Origin of the sequence: Tepidanaerobacter sp. EBM-49 (assembly GCF_001896645.1) — a bacterium.
Taxonomy (GTDB): Bacteria; Bacillota; Thermosediminibacteria; order Thermosediminibacterales; family Tepidanaerobacteraceae; genus Tepidanaerobacter; species Tepidanaerobacter syntrophicus.
Genome location: NZ_MPPE01000046.1, coordinates 21,212 through 43,872, shown reverse-complemented (window position 1 = coordinate 43,872; position 22,661 = coordinate 21,212). Strand labels below are relative to the sequence as shown.

Here is a 22,661-nt window from a genome sequence, read left to right as displayed (position 1 = left end):
AGTGCAAATATGGTTTCTGTGTCTAGATATGAAATAGTTGTAAAAAAAATAAAGGAAATGATAGAAGCCGGTGAACTCTTACAAGGTAAAAAATTGCCTTCGGAAATCGAAATGGCAAAAAGGTTAAATGTCAGCAGAGCCACCTTAAGAGAAGCCTATAGGATATTGGAAGATGAAGGCATAATAAACCGGTATCATGGCATAGGTACCTTTATTGCCAAAACCCCCATCATAAAAAGTGGTATGGAAGAGTTGATAAGCATAACAAAGCTTATTGAAAAACAGGGTATGAAGCCCGGCACAAAAGATAAAGCAATATCATTATTGCAACCAAGCGAAAAAGAAGCAGCAATGTTAAAGCTTTCGCCAAACGAAAAGATATATCGCATTGAGAGAGTAAGAACCGCTGACGGACAACCGGTTTTGCTTTGTATTGATAGAATTCCGGAGAAGTATATCCATGGTGATTTTAAATTTGATGAAGAGTCCCTTTTCGAGTATCTTCATAGGGATTTAGGTATCTTTATATCTTATGCTATATCGGATGTAATACCTGTAAAGGCGCAAGTAGCTGATGTTTATAGAAAATTAAAGATGAAGTCGAAATCAAGTGTTGCCTTGCTCCTAGAACAACTTCATTATGATGATAAGGACGATCCTATATTTTACTCGTCAAACTATTTTTCATCTGAAAAGTTCCGATTTTATATTGTCAGAAAGCGAATTTAATGATATTTGGAGGTGAGTAACTATATGCCGCTGGATAAAAAAGAACTAGTCAAAAAAGCCTTATCTGCCATGGAAAATGCATATGTGCCTTATTCTAAGTTTCCCGTGGGAGCTTGCGCGGCTACTGCAGACGGGGAAACGATCTTAGGCTGCAATATTGAAAATGCATCATATGGGCTTACCGTATGTGCTGAAAGAGTAACGCTTTTTAAGGCTTATTCAGAAGGAAAAAAGAATATAGTGGCCTTAGCTGTCGCTGCAAATGTAGATGAACCGGTTTCTCCTTGCGGAGCCTGCAGACAGGTTATAGCTGAGCTTGCACCTTCTGCTGTTATTTATCTTTCAAATAAAGACGGCTCCAAAATAAAAACAATGACCGTAGAGGAACTTTTACCTTATGCATTTCGTCTGTGATTTTTGGCGTAAAATCAGCTTAATAAGTAGTGCAGGAAATTAAATAAATTTTTGGATGGGCGGTGATATCGTGTTTTTTATGACAGATATTATTGAAAAAAAGAAGCGGGGATTAAAACTTTCAAAAGAGGAGATACAGTTTGTAATTGACGGCTATGTAAACGGCAGCATTCCTGATTATCAGATATCGGCTCTGCTTATGGCAATTTATTTTAAAGGAATGGACGAAGATGAGACAACAAATCTTACTATGGCTATGGCTTACTCAGGTGAGACAGTAGATTTATCTGAAATCAAAGGCATTAAAGTGGATAAACATTCTACAGGAGGTATTGCAGACACCACTACGTTGGTTTTAGTTCCCCTTGCTTCTTCTGTAGGAGTAAAGATCGCAAAAATGTCCGGACGAGGTTTAGGACATACGGGAGGCACTATAGATAAGCTGGAATCAATTCCCGGATTTTGCTGCGAACTGGATGCAAAAACTTTTATCAATTCAGTAAACACCATTGGCGCTGCAATAACAGGCCAATCAAAGAACCTGGTGCCGGCAGACAAAATGCTTTATGCACTAAGGGATGTAACAGCAACAGTAGATTCCATGCCTCTTATAGCAAGCTCAATAATGAGTAAAAAAATTGCCGGTGGTGCCGATAAAATAATCTTAGATGTAAAGTTTGGCAGCGGTGCCTTTATGAAAACCTTTGAAGATGCCTTAGAGCTCGGACGTCTAATGGTAAAGATAGGAAATAGAGCAGAAAGAGAAACTATAGCCTATATTACTGATATGGAGCAGCCTCTAGGCCTTGCTATCGGCAACGCCATAGAGGTTATAGAAGCAATAGAGGTGTTGAAAGGAAGCGGACATCCGGATCTTCTTACACTTTGCCTTGAGTTTGCTGCAGAAATGATGCGAATGGCTGAAATTGAAAGCGATAAATCAAAGGCCGTGGCAAAACTAAAAGATAGCATAGACACAGGAAAAGCACTTGAAAAATTTAGTGAGATAATAAAAAACCAGGGAGGAAATCCGAAAGTTATCCAGGATTATTCACTGTTTCCTCAAGCTAAATATGAACTTGAAGTTACCGCAGCACAAGACGGCTACGTAAGCAAAATCGATGGAGTGCGTTTAGGCACTACAGCCATGAAACTTGGAGCAGGCAGGCAAAAAAAGGATGATGTGATAGATCCGGCAGTGGGTATTTGGATATATAAAAAAGTGGGAGATGGAGTAAATAAGGGCGAAGCCTTTGCAAAAATTTTAGCAAATGACAGAGCAAAACTTGACTGGGCGAAGGATGAAGTAAAAGAAGCCTTTGAATTTGACTTAAAGCCTACTGAAAAAAGGAAGGTTATTTGGGCGAAGATAACAGGAGATAAAATAGCGAAGTTTTAAAAAGGGATGGTCATCATGATAAAAAAAGTTACTATGATAGTGCTTGACAGTGTAGGTGTTGGAGAAATGCCGGATGCTGCAAAATATGGAGATGAGGGAAGCAACACGCTGGGAAATACAGCACGGGCTGTAGGCGGGCTTAATATGCCTAACATGCAAAAGCTGGGCATTGGAAATATTATAGATGTGATGGGAGTGCCGCCGGTAAAAAAGCCTCTTGGCGCATATGGAAAGGCAGCCGAAAAATCTCCCGGCAAAGATACTACTACAGGACATTGGGAGCTTGCGGGAGTCGTCCTGGAAAGGCCGTTTCCTGTATATCCTAATGGCTTTCCTCCGGAAATAATAGAAGAATTTGAAAAAAGAACAGGCACTAAAGTCTTAGGCAACAAGCCGGCCTCAGGCACGCAAATAATCCAAGAGCTGGGAGATGAGCATGTAAGGACTAAGTACCCAATAGTATATACTTCGGCTGATTCTGTATTTCAGATAGCAGCTCACGAAGATATAATTCCACTTGAAAGACTTTATGAGATGTGCAGAATTGCCAGAGAGATACTTCAGGGAGAACACGCAGTGGCAAGAGTAATAGCACGTCCATTCACCGGTACATCGGGAAATTACGTAAGAACATATAACAGAGCTGATTTTTCACTAAAACCCCCTTACGAGACCCTCCTTGACAAGGTTTTGGCTGCCGGGATGGAAGTTATCGGCGTCGGCAAAATTTGGGATATTTTTGCAGGACAGGGTATAACTAAGTCGATTCATACAAATGGGAATACAGATGGGATAAATAAAACTATTTTAGCTATGAATGAGCTTGACCGGGGACTAGTATTTACAAATCTTGTGGATTACGACATGCTTTACGGACACAGAAACGATCCTGTAGGATATGCAAAAGCCTTAGAAGAATTTGATGCCCGTCTTCCTGAAATAATTTCAAAACTTAAAGAAGAAGATGTGCTGATAATTACCGCGGACCATGGATGTGATCCAACCACTGAAAGCACTGACCATTCAAGGGAATATATTCCCGTCCTGATTTATGGAAGCAAGATAAAGCCGGCAGTAAACCTTAACACTTTGCCGTGCTTTTCTGATGTGGGCCAAACGGTAGCCGATTTTCTCGGCTGCGAAAAGCTAAGGAATGGCAAAAGTCTTAAAGAGCTTATAACATATAGTTTATGATAATCGGAGGAATGTTACATGTCTTATAGAGAAGAAGTAATGCAGGCTGTAGACCACATCAAAAATAAGATAGATACACAACCAAAAATTGGCATAGTTTTGGGCAGCGGATTAGGAGAAGTTGTTGAAGGAATAGAAAATAAGACAGTAATACCTTATTCAAATATTCCCGGATTTCCTGTTTCAACAGTAAAAGGGCATGCGGGAAATCTGGTTTTTGGAAAATTAGAAGGTAAAGATGTAGCAGCAATGCAGGGCAGATTTCATTTTTATGAGGGACACCCCATATCAAAAGTGGTTTTTGGAGTTAGGGTGATGGGTCTTCTGGGGATCAACACATTGATTGTGACAAATGCTGCAGGAGGAATTAATACATCCCTTAAACCCGGAGATTTAATGGTTATAAAAGATCATATTAATTTTGCAGGAGAAAATCCGGCTATAGGAGAGGAAATTCCGGAGTTCGGACCTAGATTTTTCGATATGACTTATGCTTACGACCCTGAGCTTATAGAAACGGCAAAGAGAGTTTATGAAAAAAATAAGGTTGCTTATAAGGAAGGGGTATATGCATTTCTGAAAGGTCCAAGCTATGAAACACCTGCAGAAATAAAGATGCTGTCAACGATTGGCGCCGATGCTGTAGGCATGTCGACAGTACCGGAAGTCATAGCAGCAAGGCAAATGAATATAAAGGTTTTTGGAGTTTCTTGCATTACAAATATGGCTGCAGGAATTTCAAAAAATAAGCTGTCACATCAGGAAGTAATAGAAACATCAGAGAGAGTAAAGAAAGATTTCATAAAAATAATAAGCGGCGTAGTAGCTGAAATGTAGCAGATCCTTTAATTGCACAAAGCCTTTTAAAATGATAAAATGGGGTTGGCTCAATCGAAGCCTGGAGGTGATATTTATGGAAAATGTAATTATAGTAACTGATAGTTCATCTGACCTTCCGGAAGGTATTATCAAAGATTATCCTATAAAAGTTTTGCCAATGCCTGTTTCTTTAAAAGACGATCCGACAAAAGATATTTCGAATTTAAGTCTCAAAGAGTTTTATGATTCTATTAGAAGAGGAGAAATTGTGCCTACTACATCGCAAGTTACAGTTCCGGTTTATATGCAGTGTTTCAAAGAGTATTTAAGCCAAGGGAAGACACCTTTAGTGTTGGGCCTTTCTTCAAAACTTACAAGTAGTTATGAATCTGCCCTTCTTGCAAAAGAAAACTTGAAGGCAGACGAGATAATTATCATAGATACAAAGTGTGCAAGCCTGGGACTTGGATTGGTTGTTTTAAAGGCTGCTCAAATGGCAAAAGAAGGCAAAACAGCCCAAGAAATAGCTCAGGTAATAGAACCTTATGCATTACATATGGAACATATATTTACAGTAGATTCCTTGGAATACCTAAAGCGCGGAGGAAGGATTTCTGCTACTCAGGCCTTTGTAGGAGGCCTTCTTAATGTAAAGCCGGTTTTGCATTTTGTAGACGGAGCGATTCTTCCACTAGAAAACGTGCGAGGACGGAAAAATGTAGTAAAGAAAATGATAGAAATTATGGCACAGCGAGCTAAAAACCCTCAAGATCAGGTAATTGGGATAAGTCATGCGGATAATGAGGAACTTGCGCTAGAACTTAAAGAAGCGGTTATCAAAGAATTTGGAGTAAAAAATATAATAATGTCATGGATAGGACCTGTAATAGGCTCTCACGCAGGCCCTGGTACTGTCGCACTCTTTTTTCAGAATGCATAAATGAGGGCGCAAAAGCGATACAATAAGAATTTGCGTATACAATATAAATATTGAATTCTAATATGCAGTATACTGTATAGATAAATCAAAAGTATTGTGATATAATACTTTTGTTTGTAATAATCGGGCTTCAAAAACTGTGTGGCTGAGAATAATTATAAATCTGAAGTTAAATGTGCAAAATGTCACAAGCAGCATCTATTAAGAAACCCGCAGGGAATCCAGCGAAGTATCTGGAACCTCTATACAAAGAGCGACCACTAGTGGCATTGAGCAGGCCGGTAATGCATAGGTCAGACGAACTAAAGTTCGTGGCCTAGAATTACGAAGCTCGGTATTTCAATGCCGAGTAGTTCACGAGCCTTTACAATATATTAGACAAACTTTAAGCAATAAGCAAAAGGAGAGGAAAAATTAATGGCAAAAGTTATGAAATCCATGGATGGCAATAATGCCGCTGCTCATGTTGCATATGCCTTTACTGAAGTAGCTGCAATTTATCCAATCACGCCGTCTTCACCTATGGCGGAATATGTGGATGATTGGGCGGCCCATGGAAGAAAAAACATTTTTGGTCAGGAAGTCAAGGTAATAGAGATGCAATCTGAGGCAGGTGCCGCAGGAACAGTTCATGGCTCTCTCACCGCAGGCGCGCTTACCACAACATTTACAGCATCTCAAGGATTGCTGCTTATGATTCCTAATATGTACAAAATCGCCGGCGAGCTGTTACCGGGTGTATTTCATGTAACAGCTAGAGCTGTGGCAGGTCATGCCTTATCTATTTTTGGAGATCATTCAGATGTTATGGCTTGTAGGCAAACCGGATTTGCGATGCTGGCATCAGGCAGTGTTCAGGAAACAATGGATTTAGCAGGCGTAGCGCATCTTGCAGCCATCAAAGGAAGTGTACCATTTGTTCATTTCTTTGACGGGTTTAGGACATCCCACGAGATTCAAAAAATTGAAGTTCTGGATTATGAAGATCTTGCAAAATTAGTAGACTATGAGGCAGTGAAAAAGTTTAAGAAAAGAGCATTAAATCCAGAAAACCCCGTAGCCAGGGGCACTGCTCAAAATCCTGATATATTCTTCCAAGCAAAGGAAGCTGCAAATCCATATTATTTGGCTATTCCACAAGTAGTAGAAGAATACATGAATGAAATTAATAAACTTACAGGCCGCAACTATGGTTTGTTTAACTACTACGGGCATCCCGAAGCTGAAAGAGTAATAGTTGCAATGGGTTCTGTATGTGAAACTATTGAGGAAACCATAGACTACCTCATGTCACAAGGCGAGAAAGTAGGAGTTTTAAAGGTTCATTTATTTAGACCTTTTTCAATAGAGCATTTCCTGTCTCAAATGCCTAAAACGGTTAAGAAGATAGCTGTTCTAGACAGAACAAAGGAGCCTGGAGCCCTAGGCGAGCCCTTATATCAGGATGTGTGTACAGCTTATATAGCTGATGATAACCGACCCACGATTGTAGGTGGCCGCTACGGTTTAGGTTCAAAGGATACAACGCCCACACAGATTAAAGCTGTTTACGACAATCTAAAAGCTGATGAACCGAAAAACCACTTTACTATTGGTATAGTAGATGATGTGACAAATACATCTCTTCCTTTAGGAGAATATATTGATACAGTTCCGGAAGGGACTACCTGTTGCAAATTTTGGGGTTTAGGCTCAGATGGAACTGTAGGAGCAAATAAGAGCGCTATTAAAATTATTGGCGACAACACCGATATGTATGCTCAGGCTTATTTTTCCTATGACTCCAAAAAATCCGGCGGAGTAACAATTTCACACTTGCGTTTTGGCCATAAGCCTATCCGTTCAACATATTTGATTGACAAAGCTGATTTTGTTGCATGTCATAATCCTGCTTATGTAGGCAAATATGATATTCTTTCAGGCTTAAAAGACGGCGGCACTTTTCTATTAAACTGCCAGTGGTCTAAAGAAGAACTTGATAAAAAACTTCCTGCATCTGTAAAAAATTATCTTGCAAAACATAACATTAACTTCTATATAATCAATGCCGTGGATATCGCTCAGGAAATAGGCCTTGGCGGAAGAATAAATATGATAATGCAGGCGGCATTTTTCAAACTTACAAACATTATCCCAATCGAAGAAGCTGTGAAGCACCTCAAAGAGGCCATAGTAAAATCATACGGTCATAAGGGCGAAAAAATAGTAAATATGAACTACCTGGCTGTTGACAAAGGTATTGAAGCACTTGTAAAAGTTGAAGTACCTGCTTCTTGGGCTGATGCAGTTGACGAAGAGTCAAAGGTAGAGGCCGATGTTCCGGACTTTATCAAAAACGTAGCTGATGTTATGAATCGCCAGGAAGGCGACAAGCTTCCGGTAAGTGCTTTTGTCGGACGCGAGGATGGCACTTTTCCAGTAGGCACTACAAAATACGAAAAACGCGGCATAGCAGTAAATGTTCCTGAATGGCAGCCTGAATCATGTATTCAGTGTAATCAATGCGCATTTGTATGCCCTCATGCTGTAATAAGACCTTTCTTATTAAATGAAGAAGAAGTAAAAAATGCACCTGAGGGATTTGTATCTAAGAAGGCAATAGGCAAAGGATTGGAAGGTCTGAACTTTAGAGTTCAGATAAGCCCGTTAGACTGCACCGGATGCGGCGTATGTGCGAATACATGTCCATCAAAAGAAAAATCCCTAATTATGAAGCCTTTAGAGAGCCAGACACATCAAATACCTTATTGGGATTATGCAATGAGTCTTTCTGAAAAAGAAAATCCTTTAAAAATAGAGACAGTAAAAGGCAGTCAGTTTGAACAGCCACTTCTCGAGTTTTCAGGCGCATGCGCAGGCTGCGGCGAAACTCCTTATGCGCGCTTAGTAACTCAGCTATTTGGCGACAGGATGATGATTGCAAATGCTACCGGATGCTCATCTATTTGGGGCGGCAGCGCACCATCTATCCCATATTGTGCAAATAGAGAAGGGTATGGTCCTTCATGGGCAAATTCTTTGTTTGAGGATAATGCGGAATTTGGCCTCGGCATGTATCTTGCGGTGAAGCAAACACGTGAGAAGCTCGCTTTGCTGATGAAAGAAGCAATGGAGTTTGATATACCATCAGAACTAAAAGATGCTTTTAAGTTGTGGCTTGATAACATGAATGACGCCCGCGCAACTAAACAAGCAGCGCTTACGATCATTCCGACACTTGAAAAGTATAAGACAAATGACGAAAAAATCAACAAAGTTCTGGCTGAGATTTTAGATAAAAAAGAATATCTAGTGAAAAAATCACAGTGGATATTTGGTGGAGACGGCTGGGCATATGATATTGGTTTTGGAGGTCTTGACCATGTACTGGCCTCAGGCGAAGACGTAAATGTTCTGGTATTCGATACAGAGGTTTATTCCAACACAGGCGGCCAATCCTCAAAGTCCACTCCTACTGCAGCGGTAGCTCAATTTGCAGCAGCAGGCAAAAATATCAAGAAGAAAGACTTGGGACGCATAGCCATGACTTACGGATATGTGTATGTTGCTCAGGTGGCTATGGGCGCCAACCAAAGTCAATTAATAAAGGCATTAATTGAGGCAGAAAGTTATCCGGGGCCATCCTTGATTATCGCATATGCACCATGCATAAATCATGGCATAAAAGCCGGAATGGGAGCCAGCCAGCTTCGTGAAAAGCAAGCTGTAGAAGCAGGTTACTGGCACTTATACAGATACAATCCGCTACTTAAGGAACAGGGTAAAAATCCATTTATCCTAGATTCAAAAGAGCCTACGGCAAACTTTAGAGAATTTTTAATGGGTGAAGTTCGCTACACATCTTTGCTCACTGCTTTTCCGGAAAGAGCAGAAAAACTCTTTGAAAAAGCAGAACAAGATGCAAGAGAGCGTTATGAAATCTATAGGAAGCTTGCAGAGGGTTAATAAAACAAAAGCCGGCGTTAAAAGTAACGCCGGCTTTTGCATATGGGGAATTTTATTTACACTTCAAGATTAATATTGAATTTCTACTGTTTTTGTTGTTTGATTCCAGCTTACTTTTGCCCCCAAAGCCTCACTTATAAATCTTACCGGAACCATTGTCCTGCTATTTTGTATAATGGCAGAAGTATCAAAGGTTACAGTTTTACCATTAACATCTGCTTTGCTTTCACCGATTTTAAGCTTTATAGTCTTATCGTCTTTGCAGATTATAACCATTCTATTGTCATTATCCCATTCGACCTGAGCTCCAAGGCTCTCAGATACAAATCTTACAGGCACCATGGTTCTGTTGTCTTGATTTACATAAGGAAGCTCATCGGGAAAAACTACTTCTTTTCCATTTACGACAACCGATATGTCAGTAATTATAATCGGGAAGCTCTTAGATATATTTCCGACTTTCACCTCAATTGTTGCCGTTCCGGGATCTACTGCTTTAAAAGCCAATGTTTTTGTATCAAAACCTACCGGTTTTGAATAAGATACTTTCCAATCGCATGTGTATGGGTAGCCAAGAAGCATTTTGCTGCCTGCAGGGCTTACTCCATAGATTTTAAGGTTAGTTGCTGTACCTGCTTTTACAGTAACTGTTTCAGATACGATTTGATCAACAATTGGAATTACCTGGTAATTTACAGCTTGATCAGAAACATTAAAAACTACAGTTGCAGGTTCTGGCGAATTTATAGAGGGGATGGAGACAAAATGCACGCCATCTTCTGCTCTACTGCTAAAAGGTGCTGCTCCGGCCCCGCCTATAACCCATACGCTGGAACCAGATGATTTTGCATGGGAAATCAAGATCTTTTTAAGCAAGTCGCCCTCCAATGTGTCTGAAAAATTCTCAGGCATTCTATCCAATACCACAAAAAGGGCCTTTGATTTATCCAGAGAAGCCAAATCTTTTTGCAAATTTATCCATTGGTTGTAGTCTGTTAATCGAAGACTGCCTTTTGTAGCGTCTAAAAGCATGAAATTTGCACCTTTTTCGGATGAAACAGCATAACCCTTGCCAGTCATCTTATAGTTCCTAAAATCCTTTAATTGGCTGCTTAATGAGCCGTTGTCAGCCCAAGGTTGCCCTACTACAAGAGTAAGTGACGCATTTGAGTTATTTATTATTTTAGCGGCAGCAGACATTGTCCTTGTATAGCTTTCCTGGTCGGGATTCACCAAAGGCTTTGCTCCTACTGCGCCAAATGTAAATCCACTTCCTTTTTGATTTGCCGTATCAGTCCAAACAGTAGGTTGAGGCAGCAAAGATTCGTTGTAATTTCCCGCAATCAAAGCCGTAAGGTCATCGAAATAAACGGCTCCTTTAATGCTTGCTTCGGGATCTGTTTCTACAACATAAATTGTTTTGAGTGTAAAAGGCTGTTTGCCAGACGGCAAGGTTACCTCGATTTGTTTCCAACCATCCCAGTCTACGCTTCGCGCAAGGTCTAAAATAGTTTCTTTACCGGAAGCATCATTTACAGAGACCCTCAGCCATTCACCTTGATTATCGCCATATACCCAAAGAGAAATTTTACTTGTATTTAAAGGCAGTGCCTTGCCGCTATTTCCAAAGGAAAGGTATGCGGCTCTTGTAGCATTTCCTGCTGTAAAATCATAATCGAGCCTGCCGGATGCCTGTCCTGAATATACTGGTTCCGGTGCCGAAACGATACTAAATGCTCCTTTTACATCAGCGGGATACGATGTAAAATTTTTGCCATTTAAGGTTTCAAAATTATCTACTACTTGACTGTAATATCCTACTTGAACAAGAGCTCCTGCAGTAAGCCCTGAAAATTCTCCTATTACAGCACCACTTGCCGGAGTCTGACCTGCGGTAAATTCTAAACCGCTCATTGAACCGATATCACCGACAATTTTCCATTTTATGTCCGATGGGTCAAGTAAAGCCTTAAAACCTTCTGCATCAATTACAGATACCCGAAATGTGGTTTTTGCACCTGGATTTACCTGAACCTTTGAAGGCTCTATAGCAAGCGTTACACCGTCTTTTAAAACCCTTATATCAGAAGACGCCTGAATATCGCCAAAGCTTGCGGTTACTTTTCCTGTTCCACTTTTTTCTGCGACAAATACATTACCTTCAAAGTGGCCGATATCATTTGACACACTCCATACTACTTTACTTGAATCAAAATCTACCAGATTGTAGTTTTTATCATATGCTTGAGCTTGAAATGTCATATGCCCGCTTTTTGCAATGTTAAAAGATGAAGATGCAATGTTAAGCCCATAAATTTGACCTACAGGTTCTCTTGCAAAAATAGCCACGGCATTTGTGATAAGTCTTTGAACGCCTTCAGACACACTGTTTAGCACCTGCGTTTGAGTTTGGCAAAAAGGCCTTGCCACCATAGTTGATGATCCGCCGCCATCAAGGTTTAATGCGTTGTAGGCTCCAAGATTGAGCATAAGTTGCGCTAATTCCTGCTGAGTCATTCCTCGGCTTTGTGCCTGACGACCATCTACTACAACCATTATCATTGTCTTTTTATCTGCAGTAAAACCTATTGCCGTTCGAGGATGGGTTCCTGCTATATTATGGGCAAAAGTCTGCGGGATAGCGCCATTGTCTACTAAAACAGCTCCCCCGCCCAAAGCCATTTTTAAATTTGAAATATCCGGCGCAATCGAAAGCTCGAGTTCTACCGGGTCGCCTATTTGGAAATGACCCTTCATAAAAGCTGCACCCTCGCCCCATGCCATAAGCACAAGCCCGTCTTTTGGAATTTCAGCGGTTTGACCTTCCGAGATATTTATGATTGTATTGTCTTTCACTGTTAAAAAAGTTAAATTAGGGGCGCCGTTTCCCGGTTTAGGCGTTGATTGTCCAAACTCGGGAGTGTATACAAAAATGTGATTGTAGCTATCTCGTATTTTGTTCACGCCATCCACAAAGTAGTAGCTACGATCAGGTGCTATAAGCTTACCGGAAAAAGTCATCGTTAGTATCTGGGGAATTTTGTCATAAGTCATGGCAATTGATGACATTCCCTGCAAATTTAACGGTGTGGAAATTAATTTTCCGTTACTGATTTGAGGCCCTATAGGTGCGGAAGGTGTGGCCATAATGAAAAAGTCTCCGTTGATTCCGGCTATGGCGCCGTTATCCTGTACCATCTTATTTAGTGGCGCTCGCTGCGAAAGGCCGTTACTTCCTATGATTGTGTCGATATCAACATTATCAGATGTAAGATCTGCTCTTAAAATATGAATTTTTTGCCAGCCCTGTGAAGTAAAAATAGTCTGCTCTTCATAAGTTACGCCTCCTGTTACCGGGAAGCCTTGACTTTCCTGATATAAAAGGATCTCCTGGCCGAATGCCGGCGTTAAAAAAGATGTAAAAATGAGGATAGCAACAAGTAGTGGAATAAGATGATCTTTCCAATGATTTTTAAACTTATGTAACATTTCTTTCCCTCCGTGTGTATTTGTTAAAAATAGATTGCATAAAAAGCGCTAAACTATCCCTCCTTGTTTCTGATCCCCCGTAATTGCAGATAATCTTCTACAAGTTTTTTCTGCAATTATATACATTATATATCAGACGTGCAAAAATGAGAAATGTTCCATCTACTGCAAAACTCTGGTAATCTCAATTTGACTATTGTATAATAGTGTAAATTCTATTTTTTGTAGAATAAAATACTTAAGTAAAAGCTATCAAAAACGATAATTAAAAACCCGGAGGCGTATAAATATGATTGGGAAATTTAAAGATTTTGCTCCCAAAATAAGCAAAACTTGTTTTATTGCTCCCAGCGCTGATGTAATAGGCGATGTTTCTATCGGAGAAAAGTCCAGCGTTTGGCATGGGGCAGTCCTAAGAGGCGATGTGAACAAAATCGAAATAGGATCCTTTACTAATATACAGGACAGATGCATAGTTCATGTAGCCGAAAAATACCCAACGATAATAGGAAATAACGTTACAATAGGACATGGCGCAATCGTCCATGGATGCACTATAAAAGATGGCGCATTTATAGGCATGGGCGCTATTGTTCTTGATGGAGCCGTTATAGGAGAAGGGGCACTAATCGGTGCGGGAGCTTTAGTGACCGAAGGAAAAGAAATACCTGCTAATTCTTTAGCTATGGGAGTGCCCGCAAAAGTAGTGCGGCACTTGACTGAAGATTATACCAAAATGATCGAAGACCGGGCGGTAGAATATGCTGAACTTGCCCAAGAATATATGAAATAAAATTCTAATATCTATAAATCTGTTAATGTGCCTAAAGCTTATGCATTGCAAGGATTCCACAGGATAAGATGTGTTGACCTCATACGGTAGGATAAATATAATCGAAATATAGTAAGTCCGTCTCATGAAGACAAACATTAGTAAATGCTTTTATATAAAAAACGAATTTAAAAATAATTTTTATCCGGGAGGTCAATTGTTATGAAAAAATATTCTGTGGGTGTTGTAGGCGCCATGGGAGCTGTTGGCACAGAGATGTTGAAAACCTTGGAGCAGAGAGATTTTCCCATCGAAAAAATTAAACCCCTTGATATTGAGGAAAACCGCGGCAAAAAAGTTACCTATAAAGGCGAAGAGGTAGAAGTTGAAGTAGCTGAAAAAGGGGCATTTAAGGATTTGGATATAGCTCTTTTTTCTGCAGGAGAAGGGGCAAGCCAAAATCTTGCTCCTGTAGCGGTTTCTGAAGGCTGTATAGTTATAGACAACAGCAATGCCTTTAGAATGGATCCTAAAGTTCCCCTTGTAATTCCGGAAGTCAATCCCGAAGATGTTACTTGGCATAACGGGATTATTGCCAATCCTAATTGCTCAACTATTCAGATGCTTGTTGCCTTAAAGCCAATTCATGACAAGTATACAATAAAAAGAATCGTGGTTTCGACTTATCAGGCCGTATCAGGCAGCGGATTGCCAGGGATAATGGAACTGGAAGAGCAAGTTAAAGCATACTTAGAACATAAAGAAATAAAGCCAAAGGTTTACCCTCATCAAATAGCTTTTAACGCCCTTCCTCATATTGATACTTTTTTAGACAATGCTTATACTAAAGAAGAAATGAAAATGGTAAATGAAACACACAAAATGTTTCACAACAACGATATTAAAATAAGCCCGACGGCGGTTAGAGTTCCGGTGATACGCTGCCATTCGGAATCTATAAATGTGGAAACACAAAAGCCTATTGATGCAGAAGATGTAAGAGAACTTTTAAATCATGCACCCGGTGTTAAGGTATTAGACGACATTTCCTCTAATACCTACCCTTTAGCTGCGGAACTTGCAGGCACGGATGAAGTTTATGTCGGCAGGATACGTCAAGATTTTTCCGTAGAAAACGGAATTAACATGTGGGTTGTAGCAGATAATTTAAGAAAAGGAGCGGCGCTAAATGCTGTTCAGATTGCAGAGACTTTAATTAAATATAGCATAATTTAATGTAACAAAGGAGGGCAACTATATGGCCATTATCGTACAAAAATTTGGGGGAACCTCTGTTAAATCCCCTGAAAACCGCAGGGCTGCTTTGGGCCATATCGCTAAAGCAAAAAATATGGGATACGATGTAGTGGTTGTAGTATCCGCAATGGGAAGAATGGGAGATCCTTATGCTACAGATACATTAATAGATCTTTTAAAAACCGAAGCGGGAGGAGAGGTTTCTCCAAAGAAAAAAGATCTTATTATGGCATGCGGCGAAATTATTTCAACTGCGGTTATGGCTTCATATATAGAATCACAAGGCTTTAAAACCGAGGCAATGACGGGATTTCAGGCAGGTATTTTAACGACTGCGGATTTCGGTAATGCCGAGATAATAAAAGTTGATCCAAAGCCAATTAAAGAGAAACTTAGAGAAGGCAATATAGTCGTTGTAGCAGGATTTCAGGGTCAGACAGAAAAAGGAGAAATCACAACTTTAGGCAGGGGCGGAAGTGATACATCTGCAGCGGCATTAGGAGGATATCTCGAGGCAGAACTGGTGGAAATATATACTGATGTGCCCGGAATAGCCGTTACCGATCCGCGAATTGTTCCGGAAGCTCCTTTTATCTCGAAAATATCCTATGATGAAGTTATTGCAATGGCTGATAATGGCGCAAAAGTTATTCATCCCAGGGCTGTAAAAGCTGCAAAAAAATTTAATACTCCCTTAAAAGTCAAATCTACTTTTGAAGAAGACGGCGGCACTATAATCGGACCTGCAGAGAGCGATTTAACTATTTCAGGTATACCCCTTCAAAGAAATCTTGTGGAGGCTAAATTTAGCAGAGCGGATAAATATAATGACAAAGAAACTGAAAAACTACTTAAGCTCAGCTGCGACGGTTCCGTCTATTTAGACAGCACAGGGGCAAGCATAGTATTAATTGACGGTGAACAGGAAAAGTCGGCTAAAATACTTGCAGAAGAGCTTAAGAGCAATGCGGAATTTTATCATGATATAGCTAAAGTTTCTGTTGTTTACAAGTCAACCGTTGATTCAAGAATGTTAAATAAAGAGATTACCGAACTGTTTTTAGAAAATAATATACCTGTTGTTATTCATCAAAGCCTAAATAATTGCAGCAAGTTTATAATAAATGATAAGGATGCAACAAAAGCAGTAGATATTATTTTCCATAGATATTTCTAATAAACCTTTAAAAAACTGCCATTTATCAATGCGATAGTGGCAGTTTTTCTTTGCTATAAATAAAAAGATAATTGCAAAAAAAGGATAATAGGATTTTATGTCGAATATAATATGCTAAATGTTTCTAAAAAGAATACAAATGTATTTATATGGCGGACAAAATAATTAATATGTTTTTAACAGAAAAATTTCATAAAACTATTGATTTTTGCCAATTATTATATTAAGATATTTCCTATATTATCTGATGAGCAGTTACACTCATCAGATAATATAAAGTAAATATACATTAAAAGCACAAGGAGTGGTAGAAAATGAAGAAAAAGTACAATGTGGCCATAGTCGGAGCTACTGGAGCAGTAGGACAAACCATGCTGCAAATTTTAGAAGAGAGAAACTTTCCTGTAAACAACATTCTTCCCTTAGCTTCCTCTAGATCTAATGGAAATGTCATAAAGTTTTGTGGAAAAGAAGTAAAAGTCCAGGAAGCCTCCCCTTCTTCTTTTAGTGGGATTGATATAGCACTTTTTTCTGCCGGAAAAAGTGTAAGCACAGAGCTTGCTCCGGAAGCTGTAAAACACGGAGCTGTTGTAATAGACAACAGCAACGCATTTAGATTAGACAATGAAGTGCCACTTGTAGTTCCGGAAGTCAACCCTGAAGACCTTAGGGGACACAAGGGCATAATTGCAAATCCGAACTGTTCTACAATCCAAATGGTTGTTGTTTTAAAACCAATTCATGATGTGGCAAAGGTTAAAAGAGTTGTTGTTTCAACATATCAAGCCGTATCAGGTACAGGGCTTGAGGCAATAGAAGAATTAAAAACCCAATCAAAAGCTATTTTAGAAGGAGAAAAAGCTATTAAAAATGAAGTGTATCCTTATCAGATAGCATTTAACACATTGCCTCATATTGATGTTTTTGATGATACAGGCTACAGCCTTGAAGAGTGGAAAATGGTGCATGAAACCAGAAAGATTCTAGATGATACTATCGCGGTGACTGCTACCACTGTAAGGGTGCCGGTAATGAATTGCCATTCGGAGGCAGTTAATGTAGAAACATATGAAAAAATTTCTGTGGAAAAGGTCAGAGAAATACTTGCGAAAGCACCTGGTGTAAAAGTGGAAGATGCGCCAAAAGAACTAAAATACCCCATGCCAATATATGTTTCAGGAAAAGACGATGTATATGTAGGCAGAATTAGAGAAGACTTTAGCATAGATTGCGGTTTAAATCTTTGGATAGTAGGAGACAACCTGCGAAAAGGCGCAGCCTTAAATGCAGTGCAAATTGCTGAAACTATGATAAAAGACAATTTAATATGACAAAGGTTCCCCTAAAAAGCAAGGTAATAAGTTATATCCTTGCTTTTTAATTTTTCCGTAAACTTTTCAATTGGCACGCTTTATGCTATAATAATATCGATTCCGCATATTGGGATAATTTATTAAATGAAATAAAGTATTTTAATTATATTATAAAAAGAGGATTAATAATTACTTTTATAGAATAGATATGTTAGATAGAAAAATATATTCTTGTTTTTAGGTGGGTTTTGCATTATTTTGGGGGTATAAAAATGCAAATGAATTTCGGATTGAAGTTGTCGCAGACTCAAAAACTGGTTATGACGCCTGAACTTAGACAGGCCACAACGATCCTGCAGCTTTCCACACTTGAGCTGGATCAATATATAGAAGATCAGCTCCTGGAAAATCCACTGCTGGATGTTGGGGAAGACGATCCTAAAGTTGACGAAGTCGAAGATAAAACTGAAGAGAAAGAAGATAGTAATACTGATGACAGCATTGACTGGGACGAATATTTTCAGGATGAGGCCAACAGCACTCCTATAAGAGTTCAGCGCGAGCAAAAAGAAGAAGGGGTAGGGTATGAAAATTTTGTATCCTCTACGCCAACTCTACAAGACCACCTTATGATGCAGCTTCATGTTTCTTCTGTATCTAAAACTATCCTCAAGATCGGTGAATTCCTAATAGGCAACATAGATAAAAACGGCTATCTTTCAATAACAACAAAAGAAGTTGCAAAGATTTTGAAAGTAGATGAAGATGAGGTAGAAGAAGCCCTGAAAATCATCCAAACTTTTGATCCTGCCGGAGTTGGTGCACGAAATCTAACAGAATGTCTACTTATTCAGATTGATCAAAGAGGTATCGATGCACCGAAAATAAAAGAGTTGGTAATAAATCATCTTACAGACCTTGCTGAAGCTCGTTTTTCAAAAATTGCAGAGTCCCTTAACATTAGTGTAAGCGAGGTCCAAGACTTAAAAGATATATTAGTTACCTTAGATCCGAAACCCGGAAGAAATTTTGCATCACTTAACGATGTGTGCTATATAGTCCCTGATGCTGTTGTTGAAAAAATTGGAGATGAGTATCTTGTAATAATGAATGATACAATTTCACCCAGACTTTCGATAAATTCTTATTATCGCTCCCTTTTAAGCTCTGAAGACAAAGAATCAAATATTTCAAAGTTTTTGTCAAGCCGACTGGATTCGGCAATGTGGCTTATAAAAAGCATTGAACAAAGACGTGTGACGCTTCATAAAGTTATACAATCTATCGTAGAAGTTCAGAAAGATTTTTTAGAAAATGGACTTATATATCTTAAACCTCTTACAATGAAGGAAATAGCCGATAAAGTGGGAGTTCATGAATCTACAGTCTCAAGGGCAATTAGCGGAAAATATGTCCAGACTCCCAGGGGAGTATTTGAACTAAAGTTTTTCTTTCAAAGCGGCCTTGATAATGAAAACGGTACTTCTACTTCATCTGAGAGCATAAAAAAGATGATTCAAGAAATAATCGATACTGAAGATCCTTACAACCCCTTGAGCGACCAAAAAATTGCTGATATACTAAAAGACAAAGGCATTTCAATATCCCGCAGAACAGTTTCCAAATACAGGGAAGAAGCCGGTATTCTCTCGTCGGCAAAAAGAAAAAGATATTAAATTAAATTTTTATTCATAGCAGGATTTTAAGGGTTTTTGTTGAATAAGATTACAGAGTTGATTATATATGTTTATAGGCTGTTTTTGTTTACAACAAAAACCTTTTTTTGGACTTTTCGGGACGATAAATATATATAAGGGACATAAAATGACCCTTATATTACTTTAAAATATAAATATAAATTACAAGGAGGAGTTTTTAATGTCAATAAAAGTAGGTATAAATGGATTTGGCCGTATAGGCAGAAATGCTTTAAAAGCTGCAATTGCGAAACACCCTGAAATCGATGTGGTGGCAATCAACGATCTTTATGACACAAAGACATTGGCACATCTTTTAAAATACGATTCAGTATTTGGTCCTTTTAACGGCACTGTTGAAGCCAAGGAATCCTCAATAGTTGTAAATGGAAAAGAAATCAAAGTTTTTGCAGAAAAAGACTTAAGAAACATACCCTGGGGAGAAGTTGGCGCAGACATAGTAATAGAGTCTACCGGCCTTTTCACATCAAAGGATAAGGCGATAGGCCATATTGAATCAGGCAAGGCAAAGAAGGTTATTATAAGTGCTCCTGCAAAAGATGAAGACATCACAATAGTTTTGGGAGTAAATGAAGAAAAATACAATCCAAAGGAACATCATGTAATCTCAAATGCTTCGTGCACAACTAACTGTCTTGCACCGGTTGCAAAAGTCTTATTAGATAACTTTGGTATTGAAAAAGGTCTTATGAATACAGTCCACTCTTATACCAACGATCAGAGAATCCTTGATCTTCCACACAAAGACCTTCGTAGAGCAAGAGCTGCTGCTTTAAATATAATACCTACAACAACAGGTGCCGCTAAAGCAGTTGCTTTGGTAATTCCTGAGCTAAAAGGAAAACTTAACGGCTTTGCTCTTAGAGTGCCTACACCTACAGTATCCATTGTAGACCTTACCTGTCAGCTTTCCAAGAGCGCTACTGCAGAACAAATAAATGAAGCACTAAAAAATGCAGCAGAAGGCAGGATGAAGGGAATTCTCGGATATACAGAAGAGCCTGTGGTGTCGATGGACTTTAAGGGATGCGACCTTTCATCGATTGTTGATGGTCTATCTACAATGGTAATCGAAGACGATTTGGTAAAAGTTGTTGCATGGTATGACAACGAATGGGGCTATTCAAACAGAGTTATGGATCTTGCTGCATATATAGCAAGCAAAGGATTTTAAGTTATAAAAAGGTGGTGGCTGGAAATTCTTGCTTTCTTTAAAGAGGGATTTTCAGCCATTTGCTTGTATATTATTTAAGGAGAACATTAAATGGAAGAATTGGTGAAACTACTTCAGCAAGTAGCTCCTGAAATATCGCTTGCCATTGAAAATCGTTACACTATACTGCGCAATATATATTTTAACCAGCCCATAGGTCGAAGAGCACTCTCATTAATTCTTTCATTATCTGAAAGGCAGCTCAGAACAGAGGTAAAACGCCTGGAGACGCAAGGGCTAATAAAGGTTAGTCCTAAAGGAATGGAACTTACACCGGCCGGCGAAAACATCATCTTTAAATTGGAGCATTTTATATATCATTTAAGAGGTCTAAATCCCATAGCCCAGCGAATAAAAGAGCAATTTAACTGCAGCTATGTTTCCATAGTTCCGGGAGACTCAGATGAAGATGAAACAGTAAAAATGCAGCTTGGCAAAGAAGCAGCCTGCTATTTAAAAAAGGTTATAAATAGCGGCGATGTTATTGCAGTAACAGGTGGTACTACTATGGCACAGATACCCCCTGCAATGGAAGAAGTGCCGGGCGTAGAAAATATTACTGTGGTTCCCGGAAGGGGCGGCCTTGGAGAGAAAGTAGAAATTGAGTCAAATACCATAGCGGCAGAGCTTGCAAAAAAGCTTAAAGCTCAATACAAGCTGCTCTACGTTCCTGATAATCTGAGTCCTGAAACTATGGAATCTGTAATAAATGAGCCCGGCATACGAGAAATATTAAAAATCGTGCGCAGCGCCGATATACTTTTACATGGCATTGGCGGCGCAGAAGAAATAGGACGCAGACGAGGTCTTTCGGAAGATGAAATAAAAAAAATAAAAGAAAAAGGTGCAGTAGCTGAAGCCTTTGGTTTTTATTTTAATAAAAACGGACAAGTTGTCCATATGACCAGCAGTGTAGGCCTTACAATAGGAGACTTAAAAAACATTCGTATTGTAATCGCAATAGCAGGAGGAAAAAATAAGGCTCCGGCAATTCAAGCGTTTTTAAAATACCATAGCCCTACTGTTTTAATTACGGATGAAGGAGCAGCAAGAAAATTATTAGAGCTTGAAGGAGGTAAAGAAGATGAATAAAAAGACAATAGAAGATTTTGATGTTGAAAATAAAAGGGTGCTCGTTAGAGTCGACTTTAACGTACCCCTTGATGATGCAGGAAATATAACTGACGATACCCGTATAAGAGCTGCGATTCCCACGATAAATTATCTTATCGACAAGGGTGCAAAGGTTATTCTAATGTCCCACCTTGGCAGGCCGAAGGGTAAGCCGAACCCAAAATACAGTCTGGCACCTGTTGCAAAAAGACTTTCAGAGCTACTTAATAAAGAGGTTATTTTGGCGCCGGATTGCGTAGGCGAAGAAGTAGAAAAAATCGTATCCCAAATGAAATCAAAAGATGTATTACTCTTAGAAAATGTCAGATTTCATGAAGAAGAAGAAAAAAATGATATTGAATTTGCTAAAAAGCTTGCGAAACTAGGCGACATATTCATAAATGATGCTTTTGGCACAGCCCACAGAGCCCATGCTTCCACGGCAGGCATTGCAAAATTTCTACCCGCAGGCGCAGGATACTTAATGCAAAAAGAAATTGAAATAATGGGCAGCGCCCTTGAAAATCCCCAAAGACCCTTTGTAGCAATTTTAGGCGGCGCAAAAGTGGGAGACAAAATTGGTGTAATAAAAAATCTTTTAAATAAAGTTGATGCACTTTTAATCGGCGGTGGAATGGCATTTACATTTCTTAAAAGTCAAGGATATGAGATTGGAAAATCACTTTTAGAGGAAGATAAGATAGAGCTGGCGGCCTCACTTCTAAAAGAAGCCCAAGAGAAAAACGTAAAATTGCTGCTTCCGGAAGATGTGGTAGTAACTTCCGAGATAAAAGAAGGCTTGCCTTATGAAACAGTTTCAGTAAAGAATATACCGTCGGATAAAATCGGTGTTGATATAGGAGAAAAGACAAGAGAGAAATTTACTGAAATTATCAAAGGAGCAAAAACGGTAGTTTGGAACGGTCCCATGGGTGTATTTGAAATAAAACCATATGATGCCGGAACCTTAGCTATTGCAAAAGCCATGGCTGAATCGGAAGCCATAACTATAGTAGGAGGCGGAGATTCAGTGGCGGCAGTAGAACAACTGGGTCTTGCAAACTCTATGACCCATGTTTCCACAGGCGGAGGCGCATCTTTGGAATTTCTTGAGGGTAAAGAACTGCCGGGAGTAGCCGCACTTAACGATAAATAAATCGGAGGTATTG

The 22,661-nt window shown here is 39.3% G+C and carries 16 protein-coding genes; 15 read left to right on the top strand and 1 reads right to left on the bottom strand.

The genetic code is table 11. The features are described from left to right. Positions 1–9: 9 nt before the first annotated feature. The 7 genes from BUE08_RS08405 to nifJ all read left to right on the top strand — a co-directional run bounded on the left by BUE08_RS08405 (position 10) and on the right by nifJ (position 9,440). Positions 10–729: a GntR family transcriptional regulator gene (locus tag BUE08_RS08405; protein WP_286680718.1), complete on the top strand. Its 720-nt coding sequence runs from the start codon at positions 10–12 to the stop codon at positions 727–729. Between the two features lie 30 nt (positions 730–759). Continuing rightward, complete coding sequence (locus BUE08_RS08400; RefSeq protein ID WP_353682110.1) at positions 760–1,143, top strand: cytidine deaminase; 384 nt, start codon at positions 760–762, stop codon at positions 1,141–1,143. 79 nt (positions 1,144–1,222) lie between these two features. Then, positions 1,223–2,542, top strand: coding sequence for a pyrimidine-nucleoside phosphorylase (locus BUE08_RS08395; RefSeq protein WP_286680727.1), 1,320 nt, complete (start codon positions 1,223–1,225; stop codon positions 2,540–2,542). A gap of 15 nt (positions 2,543–2,557) precedes the next feature. Then, positions 2,558–3,736: a phosphopentomutase gene (locus tag BUE08_RS08390; RefSeq protein ID WP_281743011.1), complete on the top strand. Its 1,179-nt coding sequence runs from the start codon at positions 2,558–2,560 to the stop codon at positions 3,734–3,736. An 18-nt stretch (positions 3,737–3,754) separates the two neighbouring features. Then, positions 3,755–4,573, top strand: coding sequence for a purine-nucleoside phosphorylase (locus BUE08_RS08385; protein ID WP_281743009.1), 819 nt, complete (start codon positions 3,755–3,757; stop codon positions 4,571–4,573). A gap of 76 nt (positions 4,574–4,649) precedes the next feature. Then, complete coding sequence (locus tag BUE08_RS08380) at positions 4,650–5,495, top strand: DegV family protein (RefSeq protein WP_059032548.1); 846 nt, start codon at positions 4,650–4,652, stop codon at positions 5,493–5,495. A 417-nt stretch (positions 5,496–5,912) separates the two neighbouring features. Then, positions 5,913–9,440: a pyruvate:ferredoxin (flavodoxin) oxidoreductase gene (gene nifJ / locus BUE08_RS08375; RefSeq protein ID WP_213951343.1), complete on the top strand. Its 3,528-nt coding sequence runs from the start codon at positions 5,913–5,915 to the stop codon at positions 9,438–9,440. A 69-nt stretch (positions 9,441–9,509) separates the two neighbouring features. Here the strand turns inward: nifJ and BUE08_RS08370 are convergent, their stop codons facing one another. Continuing rightward, complete coding sequence (locus BUE08_RS08370; protein WP_281795882.1) at positions 9,510–12,929, bottom strand: stalk domain-containing protein; 3,420 nt, start codon at positions 12,927–12,929, stop codon at positions 9,510–9,512. Positions 12,930–13,218: 289 nt separating this feature from the next. On the opposite strand from BUE08_RS08370, the gene BUE08_RS08365 reads away from it, so the two are divergent. From BUE08_RS08365 to BUE08_RS08330, 8 genes are all read left to right on the top strand, one after another. Then, entirely contained in the window at positions 13,219–13,722 is a 504-nt protein-coding gene (locus tag BUE08_RS08365; RefSeq protein ID WP_273039269.1) for a gamma carbonic anhydrase family protein, read from the top strand. 201 nt (positions 13,723–13,923) lie between these two features. Next, positions 13,924–14,937, top strand: coding sequence for an aspartate-semialdehyde dehydrogenase (locus BUE08_RS08360; protein ID WP_213995996.1), 1,014 nt, complete (start codon positions 13,924–13,926; stop codon positions 14,935–14,937). A gap of 22 nt (positions 14,938–14,959) precedes the next feature. Beyond that, a complete protein-coding gene (locus BUE08_RS08355) occupies positions 14,960–16,135 on the top strand; it encodes an aspartate kinase (protein ID WP_281743001.1) in 1,176 nt (391 codons plus the stop codon). A 314-nt stretch (positions 16,136–16,449) separates the two neighbouring features. Beyond that, on the top strand, positions 16,450–17,466 hold the full coding sequence (locus BUE08_RS08350; RefSeq protein WP_059032542.1) for an aspartate-semialdehyde dehydrogenase: 1,017 nt from the start codon (positions 16,450–16,452) through the stop codon (positions 17,464–17,466). Between the two features lie 254 nt (positions 17,467–17,720). Beyond that, positions 17,721–19,124, top strand: coding sequence for an RNA polymerase factor sigma-54 (gene rpoN, locus BUE08_RS08345; protein WP_286680716.1), 1,404 nt, complete (start codon positions 17,721–17,723; stop codon positions 19,122–19,124). Positions 19,125–19,326: 202 nt separating this feature from the next. Beyond that, on the top strand, positions 19,327–20,340 hold the full coding sequence (gap, locus tag BUE08_RS08340; protein WP_059032540.1) for a type I glyceraldehyde-3-phosphate dehydrogenase: 1,014 nt from the start codon (positions 19,327–19,329) through the stop codon (positions 20,338–20,340). Between the two features lie 90 nt (positions 20,341–20,430). Continuing rightward, complete coding sequence (locus tag BUE08_RS08335) at positions 20,431–21,471, top strand: sugar-binding transcriptional regulator (protein ID WP_213997356.1); 1,041 nt, start codon at positions 20,431–20,433, stop codon at positions 21,469–21,471. Continuing rightward, the gene (locus tag BUE08_RS08330; protein ID WP_059032538.1) at positions 21,464–22,648 is read left to right on the top strand and encodes a phosphoglycerate kinase; all 1,185 of its coding nucleotides are present in this window, start codon (positions 21,464–21,466) and stop codon (positions 22,646–22,648) included. The genes BUE08_RS08335 and BUE08_RS08330 overlap by 8 nt, the downstream gene beginning before the upstream one ends. Positions 22,649–22,661 lie beyond the last annotated feature (13 nt).

Coding starts and splice junctions, on each gene's coding strand:
- BUE08_RS08405 (WP_286680718.1), top strand. CDS start 10: ATGGTTTCTGTGTCTAGATATGAAATAGTTGTAAAAAAAATAAAGGAA.
- BUE08_RS08395 (WP_286680727.1), top strand. CDS start 1,223: ATGACAGATATTATTGAAAAAAAGAAGCGGGGATTAAAACTTTCAAAA.
- BUE08_RS08390 (WP_281743011.1), top strand. CDS start 2,558: ATGATAAAAAAAGTTACTATGATAGTGCTTGACAGTGTAGGTGTTGGA.
- BUE08_RS08385 (WP_281743009.1), top strand. CDS start 3,755: ATGTCTTATAGAGAAGAAGTAATGCAGGCTGTAGACCACATCAAAAAT.
- BUE08_RS08380 (WP_059032548.1), top strand. CDS start 4,650: ATGGAAAATGTAATTATAGTAACTGATAGTTCATCTGACCTTCCGGAA.
- nifJ (WP_213951343.1), top strand. CDS start 5,913: ATGGCAAAAGTTATGAAATCCATGGATGGCAATAATGCCGCTGCTCAT.
- BUE08_RS08370 (WP_281795882.1), bottom strand. CDS start 12,929: ATGTTACATAAGTTTAAAAATCATTGGAAAGATCATCTTATTCCACTA.
- BUE08_RS08365 (WP_273039269.1), top strand. CDS start 13,219: ATGATTGGGAAATTTAAAGATTTTGCTCCCAAAATAAGCAAAACTTGT.
- BUE08_RS08360 (WP_213995996.1), top strand. CDS start 13,924: ATGAAAAAATATTCTGTGGGTGTTGTAGGCGCCATGGGAGCTGTTGGC.
- BUE08_RS08355 (WP_281743001.1), top strand. CDS start 14,960: ATGGCCATTATCGTACAAAAATTTGGGGGAACCTCTGTTAAATCCCCT.
- BUE08_RS08350 (WP_059032542.1), top strand. CDS start 16,450: ATGAAGAAAAAGTACAATGTGGCCATAGTCGGAGCTACTGGAGCAGTA.
- rpoN (WP_286680716.1), top strand. CDS start 17,721: ATGCAAATGAATTTCGGATTGAAGTTGTCGCAGACTCAAAAACTGGTT.
- gap (WP_059032540.1), top strand. CDS start 19,327: ATGTCAATAAAAGTAGGTATAAATGGATTTGGCCGTATAGGCAGAAAT.
- BUE08_RS08335 (WP_213997356.1), top strand. CDS start 20,431: ATGGAAGAATTGGTGAAACTACTTCAGCAAGTAGCTCCTGAAATATCG.
- BUE08_RS08330 (WP_059032538.1), top strand. CDS start 21,464: ATGAATAAAAAGACAATAGAAGATTTTGATGTTGAAAATAAAAGGGTG.